Here is a 9,492-nt window from a genome sequence, read left to right as displayed (position 1 = left end):
CGCGAAGAAGACCGCGGCTTTTCGCAGCACCTCGATCGTCTTGGCCTGCTCGGCGGCCAGTTTCCGCAGCCGCTTGAGCTCCTCGCGCTCGACAGCCGTGAGCTCGCCGGGACGGCCCTCGCCACGGTCCGCCTTGGCCTGGCGGTACCAGTTACGCAAGGACTCCGGGCTGACGCCGAGATCCCGGGCCACTTCGGTGACCGTTCGGCCGGTGGAGTCGACGAGCGCGATCGCGTCCCGCCTGAACTCCTCCGTGTACCGCTTGGTCCGGTTGTTGCTACTTCCCACCTGGCACTACTTCCTCTGGAACCTCAGGTCCCAGTCTCCAGGTGCCCACGATCAAGGGGAAGCTTCAGTCGAGCGTAATGACTCAAGCAGCCGTATCAGCCCAGACGGGCACAGGGCGGCCATCGTGCACTCCTCGTGGTTGAACTGGGCGTTCAGTTCACCAAGGAGAGTTACGCGTTGGTCCGCCTCCTGTTCAGGGAGCGGTACTCCCCCGTGGAAGTGCGCCCTGGGCAGACGCCCACGCACCCCCAGCCGCTGATCGCCAACACCACGACGACGGACACGATCCGCCGCCAGCCGTCATCCAGACCCTTAACCCAGCACCAACACACAGCCTGCCGGCCAAGCACCGCGGCCTCCCCGCGACCAGGGCACAACGGCTTCATAAACGCCCACAGCTCATCCGAAACGATCTACGGACGCGACTCCCTCTTTCCCACGAGAAGACCAACGGCATCCGGACCGACAGTCACGGCTTCTGTGACTCCGTGAAATTCTTACTTGTTTCCACTATGGAAATATCGACCGACACCTACTCATCTCCACATTGAAACTCATCACTCCCCTGGAGCGCTTGATGGGGTAATTTACCAGTACACCTTTGCCGCCCTTTCCAGGAGCGTCGGCAACGAATGACCCCCTCGCCTTCATTGATAGCACCTCGAGGGTGGCGCCAGAGGGCGCCACTACCGGCTTCGCCTCCCTAAGGAAAAGATGCGGCTGGCCCTATTCCAGACGTATTTCGAGCGCGTTGCGTCGTTTCACACGTAGGGCCGGGCTTCCCATGACTATCGGATGCCCATCTGCCCGCCGGGGGCAAATTTGCAAGCAGAGCCATGATCGCAATACTACCAGCGAAAGTCGCCCATGCGGGAATTCTACGAGCCGGGCGCCGATGAGTCACGGGGCCGCGCCGTCTAATATCCTTCCAAATAAGGCGCTTTGCAGCATACTCTCGCCCGCCCCATGGCAAGATTATTCTAGCGAGCAGATCACCACAATTATCCTTGATCTGCGCTAGCTGATCAAATGCTTCTGAGCAACGGGAACATCGACCAACATGCTCGGCAATTTCCGGAGTTTTTCCATAGCCGTCATAGCAGTCGGCCCACATTCCACTGGATTTTTTGCACGAGTCACTGGTCGCCAGCTCCTCATACGCCTTTACATAGGAATATCGAAATACTTCAGTAGCGCTACTCCTCCATCGACGAACAGTACCCAAGTCGGCGCGGACGAGGCCAGCGATCTCGGCTACACTGTCCCATTCGACGTAACTATGCCACAGGACAGTTTGCCTACTCAATGGGAGTGCATGGAACGCCCTCAACACCACTTCATCGACGGGAGATGAGCCGCATGACGAATCATCAATCCAGGCACATAGACCTGGATACAAGTCCACCCGCTTTTCAGAGTTGGCCCAGCCTGCCGCAGCTTTCAGTGTTTGCGACAGAACTGAAATCCGCTGACAAGTGCGCGACTGCCTCACCTCGGAGTATTGCTCCAAGGCAAGCATTTTCGTTTCATCTGCGAGGACTGCAGCGGCGCGCTTCTCAATCACGCAGGTTTGAGCATAGTCAAAGATCGCCTCAATGTCCTTAATCCGGAGTTCGGAAATTGCCCCCTCGGTACCTACAGAGATAGCAGAACTCGAATCCGTCCCCACAGATTTCTCCGACTGAAAGTGCAAGGCAGATTCAATCCTTTCATTTCGAGGAAACTACATATCTCACGAGTGCAACAAAACCGTCTTGGTATTGCTCGGCGCTCCCTTGCACCTCAACCTAGCCGGTTCAGCTTGCACGACATGCACCCCCGAGCATCCTCCTGTCGAACCTCTAAAGCATCCGTTAGAATTACTCAAACACCGACAAGGATCCTCAACTTTCCTCAACAGCTCCTGCTGAATGTTCGGTGCCTCCGGCTGCGCTGTGGGAGTGATTCGATGGGTAGCCACCCCGATTGCTGCATCCCTGGGCGGCATCCCTCAGCGTGTAGGCGGCAGCAGTTGCCGCCCGGCGTTTGAGCAAGCTGGCTCACTGACGTTTTCTCAACGAAATGACCTCTGCGAAGCCACGTGAACAGCCGGAACCCGGGGACCAATCTCAGCAGGCGAGTGATCGGCTAGCGTCTGCGCATGCATGCGGAGACATCTCAACCAGCGCGTCCTGAACATGAACTGGTGGCCACCAGCACGACCGTCGTCTACACGAACCGCTGGATGACCGTCCGCGAGGACAATCCCCTGCGGTACGACGGCGTCGAGGGCATCTACGGCTTGGTGGAAAAGCCCGACTTCGCGCTTGTCATCCCGTACGCCGACGGTGGTTTCCATCTTGTCGAGCAGTACCGGTATGCGGTGAAGGGTCGCTACTGGGAGTTTCCCTCCTGGGTGGACAAGCCGGATGCAGATCCACTCACCCTCGCACTCGGTGAACTCGCCGAGGGGGCCGGGCTGACCGCTGGTGCGATGACACCGATGGGGCACCGGCCTGGTCCTCAACGCCGTGGTGCTGTGGAACACCCGCTACCTGGGCGCCGCCGTCGCCCAGCTCCGCGCCGAGGGCCACGACATCAAGGACGAGGACGTGGCCCGGCTCTCCCCGCTCAAGGACCGGCACATCAACTTCCTGGGCCGCTACCTGTTCAACATCCACGGCAGCGGACCCGAGCGCGGCCTGCGCCCGCTGCGTGATCCCGATGCGCCCGAGGAAGCCGACTAGTGACCTGAGTCAGAGATTCGGTGGCAGTAGGCGGCGACCTTGTCGAGGATCTCGTCTGCGGTCTTTGTCCAGACGAAGGGTCTGGGTTGGTTGTTCCAGTCGGCCAGCCATGACCGGATGTCGCGTTCGAGGGCTTGGACGGAGCGGTGGACGCCACGCTTGAGCTTCTTCTGTGTGAGCTGGGCGAACCACCGCTCGACCAGGTTCAGCCATGACGCACTCGTGGGTGTGAAGTGCAGGTGGAACCGCCGGTGAGCCAGAAGCCACTTCTTGATGTCGGGTGTCTTGTGCGTCGCGTAGTTGTCCAGGATCAGGTGGACCTGAAGGCCGGCCGGGACTTCCTTGTCGAGCTTGGCCAGGAACTTCTTGAACTCGACAGCCCGGTGGCGGCGGTGCAGTGATCCGATGACCTTGCCGGTGGCGACTTCGAGGGCGGCGAAGAGGGTGGTGGTGCCGGCGCGGACGTAGTCGTGGCTGCGGCGTTCGGGGACGCCAGGCATCATCGGCAACACGGGCTGGGATCGCTCCAGAGCCTGGATCTGCGACTTCTCGTCCACGCAGAGGACCAGGGCCTTCTCCGGCGGGTCGAGGTAGAGGCCGACGAGGTCGCGGACCTTGTCGATGAAGAACGGGTCGGTCGACAACTTGAAGGTCTGCGAGCGGTGGGGTGCCAGCGCGAACGCCAGCCAGATCCTCGAGACCGTCGACTGCGACATGCCCGTCGCCGCCGCCATCGACCTCGTCGACCAGTGTGCTGTGTTCTTCGGAGTCTCCTCGAGCGTCCTGATGATCACCCTTTCCACGTCCGCGTCGGTGATCTTCCGAGGGACACCCGGTCGGGGCTCGTCGCACAGGCCGTCCAAGCCGTTCTCCAGGAAGCGCCGCCGCCAGGTCCGGACCGTGTCCGGAGCGATCCGCAGCCGGCGGGACACCTCCATGATCGAGTGACCGTCAGCACACTCCAGCACGATTCGAGACCGCTGAGCCAACGCCTTCCCAGTCGTACGCCGCCGCACCCAGCCCTCCAACACAACCCGTTGGGCATCAGTCACTGACAACGGCGGAATCTTCGGACCCGGACGACTCATACCAAACTAACGACAAAACCTCTGACTCAGGTCACTAGGAGGAGTAGGTCAGTTGCCGCGGGGCGCGTACATGATCACGGCCATCCCGGCGAGGCAGACGAGGGCGCCGATGACGTCGTACCGGTCGGGGCGGTAGCCGTCGGCGACCATGCCCCAGGCGATCGACCCGGCGACGAAGATGCCGCCGTAGGCGGCGAGGATGCGTGCGTCGCGTCCCTCCTTCACCGCGATGGCGGCGATGACGAGGGCGGCGATCGGGTCGGCCCAGGACCAGCCGAGCGTGGCATTGAGCACCAGGCCGACCAACAGCACGGCGGACAGGTAGGTGCACAGCAGGGTCTGCTTGGAGTCGGCGACCGCGCTGGCTGAGCCCAGTTCGCGGCCGGCCTTGCGCTGGGCGGCCGACAGGAACGGCATGATCGCCAGCGACAGGGCTGCGATGACGATGCCGGGGAGGGACCGCTCGGCCTCGCCGGTACCGGTCAGGGCCCGGAGGGCGTCGAAGGTGACGTACGCGGCGAGCGCGAATGAAGAACACCGCGATGATCCGCAGGGTGGTCTTCTCCCGCGCCTCGCGCACGGCGTGCTCGCGGGCGGAGAACTGCCAGGCGACCGCCGCGGCGGAGGACACCTCGATGACCGAGTCCAGGCCGAAGCCGATCAGGGCCGTGGAGGAGGCGATCGTCCCGGCCGTGAGGGCAACGATCGCCTCGATGACGTTGTAGGTGATCGTCGCGGCGACCAGCAGCCGTATCCGACGGGTGAGCGCTTCGCGCCGGGCCGGGATGGGGCCGAGGGATATGGATATCTCCGCGGTCATGGTCAGCAGCAGCCCTTCTCGTCGGCGTCCGGGCAGGTCCGGTCGGTCTCGACGGCGACCACGGCGGTGCGCAGGTCGTCCAAGGCATGGCCGAGGCGGTCGTCGGCGAGCTCGTAGCGGGTGCGGCGGCCGTCGGGGACCGTGACGACCAGGCCGCAATCGCGCAGGCACGCGAGGTGGTTCGACAGCCGGGTCCGCGAGACGCCGAGGGCGTCGGCGAGGTCGGCCGGATAGGCGGGGGCGTCCCGCAGGGCGAGCAGGATGCGGCAGCGGATCGGGTCGGCGAGCGCGCGGCCGAACCGGGCCAGCACCTCGATGTCGGAGGCAACAGTCAGCACACCCACGACAGTACACATAATCCTGAATTCAAAGAACCATGGATCATCTACGGTATCCAAGGCTTCAAAGAACCTTCGTTTTCTGAAGAACACCCCGCGAGGCTGCTCGGACCCCGCAGAGCCTTCAAAAACCCCTTCAAAAACCGGAGTCGTTCAACAACCCCGGACCCCCGTTTTCTGACATGATCCGGGGCCATGACCGTCCTCGAACCGGCCGCCACACCGGACCTCCTCGTCGCCGAGCCGCTCGTCCGCACCGAGATCAAGATCGGGTACGCCCGGGTCTCGACCGGCGGGCAGAAGCTGGAGCGGCAGCTCGACGCGCTCACCGCCGCCGGGTGCCGGAAGATCCTCGCGGACAAGAAGTCCAGCAAGACCGCGCTCCGCCTCGAGCTGAAGGCGTGCCACGCCTTCCTCGACGCCGGCGACACCCTCGTGGTCCCCTCGCTCGACCGCTACGGCCGGAGCCTCCAGGACCTCATCAACATGGTCGCCGAACTCCGCGACCGGGGGATCGGCTTCACGTCGCTGCACGAGAACCTGGACACCACCACCCCCGGCGGCAGGCTCGTCTTCCACGTCTTTGCCGCCCTGGCCGAGTTCATCCGCGAGCTCATCGTCATCGACACCAACGAGGGCCTGGCCGCCGCCCGCGCCCGCGGCCGCATCGGCGGACGCCCCACCGTCGCCACCGATGAAGTCATCCGCGCTGCCCGCGACCTACTGCCCGACCCGGGCCGGTCCATCACCTCGATCGCCAAGCTCCTCGGCGTCTCCCCGGGCACCCTCTACAACCACATCCCCGACCTGCGGGAACTGCGGGCAGGCGCCGTACCTCGCCAGCTCCAAGCCCCCGCGGAGTAGCCAGACGCCAGCAAGATCAATCTCAGCGGCACTTTCTGCACCGCTACTCCTCACACCCAGACATGGGTCGGCCACGCCAGAATCCCGTTCCCAAGGCTGGTCGCCTAGAGTATCAGGAGAATGCGGTCGATTGTCGGAAATTGCTGGTCTTATCAAGCCTCCGCTAGCCATTCCCTGAGGGATCTTCTGCTAGTAACGCCCAATTTTCGGTATATATTCTGAAGATGATTGTCGACTGTGCGACGTGAGATCATCATACGGTCGGCCATTTCTGCACTAGAGAGCCCTTTCGCAGACAACAAGGCAACTTCCATCTCGCGACCTGTAAGCGGTGTCGCAGCCTGGCGCGCCAAGAGACTGGGCGTCTGGGCTCCTTCGCAGAGGGACGTCAACGAAGCTGCTTTGTTGTTCGCAGCGGTTGCCTCGCGGGAGAACCCCCCTCGCTGCCAAGCCGAGGCGGCCGCTACAGCTGCCTCTGCAGCAACGAGAAGGGCTCCGGTGTTCTCAAGAGTGGTGGCACATTCCAGCAATTGATCTGCATCACCCCGAACCAAGGCACGTACATACTGTGCCCTAGCGCGCGCAAGCGCTCCGTCGCAGAATCCGGTGATCTCCGTGAGCCGGGCGACAACCGAGACCGCTCCACCCAGTCGCGCGATTTCAGTGAGCAAATATGCCTCACTAGTGAAGTGTTCAGCATCCCTAGCAGCGGCAGCTGCTTCCGCTAGCAGGCCGCGACCTGCCGACAAATCCCCCTGCGAAGCTGCGAACCAGCCCTCACTGACTGCATTTTCCGGCGAGGGCATGCCAAACTCTACTAGCGAACGAGCCTCTGAGATAGCGCGATGTGCTCCTGTGGGATCGCCTAGCAGCACCGCCGCTTCCACCAATCTGCTCAGTGCAAAGCGCAACGGGGCGGGTTGGGAATGGCGACGTGCCAGAGCAGCCGCTTGTGCCGCCCACCGCCGTGCTGTCAGGGGCCTCCCTTGGAGCAATGAGCAACGAGCCAACTCTCCGGAGAGCCACATTTGCGCATCAGGCATTTGATGTTTTATGGCGACCTCCCACCCCTGAGTGCCTAGTCCATAGGCTTCCTGAAGCCTTCCAGATTCTTCGAGAGAGAATATGACAGGAATAAGAAACTGCACAGGATGCGGCAAGGTAACGGAATCGTTCAGTTGCAGCCGGTTAAAATGACAGATTCTGCTCAGATTGAGCCCCTGCTCCACCTGTCCTGTGGCGACCAAAGCAATACATTGGGCCCTTTGGCCAATGAGGCGGGTTTCATCGTGAGACATTGACGCGACATCTACCAGCAAGGGAAGTGCTTGGTGAAAACAGTTGAACGAGACCATGGTTGAACCGCGTAGTATTTGCATAGACGATCGCGCGTCCGCCGTGTGGACCTCTGAAGCAACCTTTGTATTCTTCCGCAAGCCTTCGGTCAAAGATACGATCCCCGAGTCCCCCATACTTGCCTGCTGGACGGAAACCGCGATTCTGTCGTCGTCGCTTTCTGCAAGCGCCTCGATCTCTGACAAAACCTTTTCTGCCTGATGAATTTCTCCCAGCTCCTGCAGAGCGCGTGCTAGCAGCAATCGAGGAAAGAGGCTTTCAGTGACCTGAGAGGCCGCCAAGGCTAGCTTGCGTGCCAACTCGAAATCGCATGACTCTTGTGACACCTTTGCGCCTTGGAGCAGCGTATCAGGTTCAGCCCTCCCCCACGCCGCCAGTTCCCAGCTTGCTATTCTCGAAGCGTCCTCGCGCCGGCGTGCCCCATGGCTGTGAAGTCGTTTAATTTGCTCAATCCAGATGACTCTTCGCCGAGCGGCAGAAAGAAGACTTCGCACAATATCACCATACAGAGGATGAGCCATTTCCATGATATCACGTCGACCTGCCGTAAATTCCTGCACCAGTCGGGCTCTTGCAAGTTCATCGACGGCATTAGCAGGCATATCCCTGGCCTCAACCGGTCCGCATATCGCGACAGTTTCGAGAACCTTCATCGCAGCTTCGCTAATTCCATCCAATCGCGATGAAACATGCTCAACGAGTCTGCTAGTACCGCTCAGCGATCCCACAACCAGCCATATCTCGTCATCGCTAACCAGACAATTCGAGCTCAACGCCCCTATAGTAAGTTCTCGAAGATACAGCGGATTTCCGGCACTCGCAGAATAGAGCAGACTTACCGAATTGGGCTCCACAGGGCCTCGCAGGACCGAAACGAGCAACTCCTCAGTCTCTTCTTCGCTTAGATCAGCGATCTCAACATGGCGCATGTGGTCTCCCTTCTCCAGCACGGCGGTAACTTGTGGCAGCTGGCTGCCGTAGCGCATCGTCGCGACGAGAAGGACACTTCCAGAATCCAGCAGCTGAACGATTAGTGTGGCTGATGCACTATCTATCAATTCAAGATCGTCCACGAGGAGAACGAACTTCTTAGCCTGTCCTTGAGTAGAATTAGTCCGAGCTGCTCGTAGCGATTCGTTCACCTGCCTAAAAATGCATGCTGGGTCGTTCTTATCGATTCCGACTGGCAACAGGTGTGCCAGAGAAGCTAGGGGCGCTCCTGCTGTGGCATGAGCCGCAGCACGACCACCACGGTGACCATTTTTCCGTGCAAGTTTCAGACATTCAGATGCAAGTCGCGATTTACCCGTTCCGGTGTCGCCGTGGATGATAAAGCCTTGACACTCTTTGTCTGCAAGCGCGTCACAGAAGGCTCGCAATTCAGCGTCTCTTCCTATGAAGGGCCACAGACCCATAGCAGCATCGTTCATAAACAGGCTCCCCTTGGGATCCCCAATTCCTGATCTGGAATGGTCCTTTGCACTGAGGGAATCTCCTACCGTCGTCTACCGGTCCGCGAGGTTCGCAGAGTGCGGGGAGGGTCGAACCTCTGGATCGGTCAACTCCGCCAGATACTTGGTGGTGAGCGTGTCAAATATGACGGGTACTTACCTGAGCAATTCATACTCAGGCAAGACGATCCATGAGGCGCAGTGGTGTCAGCTCAAAGACGATGCTTGCTTACGAATACGCTCGGCATAGGGGCCGTTTGCGGGGGGGCCTGGCGATCATGTGTAGCCGATGGACGTACGAAGTAGCGCAGCTTCACAGTCAAGCTGCTGGCCAATGACATCGCGTGGGACGTCTCGCGCAGAGAGGGCTCAAGGGCGCTTGGGCCGTTCGGCGGCGCCTACCTGGTCTGCGACCGCCTCGAGCCTGTCATCGAAGTACTTCTGCCGGCACCGAGCCGTGCGTCATTGAGCCCTTTCCATCCTCAGTCTGAGCTGGCCAGATGCAGGGTGAGGATGGCTTGGACGAGGCTGGTGACGCGGGTGGTCGAGCAGCGGAGTTTG

7 protein-coding genes and 1 pseudogene are annotated in these 9,492 nt (G+C 60.9%); 3 read left to right on the top strand and 5 right to left on the bottom strand.

Features of this window, described 5'->3' with window-relative positions; translation table 11 throughout:
- Positions 1 to 288 (bottom strand): transposase (locus tag ABZ532_RS30830; RefSeq protein ID WP_361291120.1); only part of this gene is annotated, 288 nt, incomplete at its 3' end.
- A gap of 2,492 nt (positions 289 to 2,780) precedes the next feature.
- Between ABZ532_RS30830 and ABZ532_RS30825 the strand changes: the two are divergent.
- Positions 2,781 to 3,014 (top strand): annotated as a pseudogene (locus tag ABZ532_RS30825) (Tn3 family transposase); the annotation flags it as partial.
- Here the strand turns inward: ABZ532_RS30825 and ABZ532_RS30820 are convergent.
- Both ABZ532_RS30820 and ABZ532_RS30815 read right to left on the bottom strand, forming a co-directional pair.
- Positions 3,011 to 4,102, bottom strand: coding sequence for an IS630 family transposase (locus ABZ532_RS30820; RefSeq protein ID WP_361291117.1), 1,092 nt, complete (start codon positions 4,100 to 4,102; stop codon positions 3,011 to 3,013). The pseudogene ABZ532_RS30825 and the gene ABZ532_RS30820 overlap by 4 nt on opposite strands.
- A gap of 48 nt (positions 4,103 to 4,150) precedes the next feature.
- The gene (locus ABZ532_RS30815) at positions 4,151 to 4,588 is read right to left on the bottom strand and encodes a cation transporter (protein ID WP_361291126.1); all 438 of its coding nucleotides are present in this window, start codon (positions 4,586 to 4,588) and stop codon (positions 4,151 to 4,153) included.
- A gap of 41 nt (positions 4,589 to 4,629) precedes the next feature.
- On the opposite strand from ABZ532_RS30815, the gene ABZ532_RS30810 reads away from it, so the two are divergent.
- Positions 4,630 to 4,827: a hypothetical protein gene (locus ABZ532_RS30810; RefSeq protein WP_361291114.1), complete on the top strand. Its 198-nt coding sequence runs from the start codon at positions 4,630 to 4,632 to the stop codon at positions 4,825 to 4,827.
- A gap of 97 nt (positions 4,828 to 4,924) precedes the next feature.
- On the opposite strand, the gene ABZ532_RS30805 is transcribed toward ABZ532_RS30810, so the two are convergent.
- A complete protein-coding gene (locus tag ABZ532_RS30805; protein WP_361291111.1) occupies positions 4,925 to 5,260 on the bottom strand; it encodes a metalloregulator ArsR/SmtB family transcription factor in 336 nt (111 codons plus the stop codon).
- Positions 5,261 to 5,455: 195 nt separating this feature from the next.
- On the opposite strand from ABZ532_RS30805, the gene ABZ532_RS30800 reads away from it, so the two are divergent.
- Positions 5,456 to 6,124: a recombinase family protein gene (locus tag ABZ532_RS30800; protein ID WP_361291109.1), complete on the top strand. Its 669-nt coding sequence runs from the start codon at positions 5,456 to 5,458 to the stop codon at positions 6,122 to 6,124.
- A 152-nt stretch (positions 6,125 to 6,276) separates the two neighbouring features.
- Here ABZ532_RS30800 and ABZ532_RS30795 read toward each other — a convergent pair whose 3' ends face one another.
- The gene (locus ABZ532_RS30795; protein WP_361291123.1) at positions 6,277 to 8,895 is read right to left on the bottom strand and encodes a LuxR C-terminal-related transcriptional regulator; all 2,619 of its coding nucleotides are present in this window, start codon (positions 8,893 to 8,895) and stop codon (positions 6,277 to 6,279) included.
- Between the last annotated feature and the right edge of the window lie 597 nt (positions 8,896 to 9,492).

It is taken from the genome of Streptomyces sp. NPDC019396, assembly GCF_040632375.1.
Taxonomy (GTDB): domain Bacteria; phylum Actinomycetota; class Actinomycetes; order Streptomycetales; family Streptomycetaceae; genus Streptomyces.
Note: the sequence above shows the minus strand (reverse complement) of the source record. Positions and strands in the feature narration are given on the sequence as shown.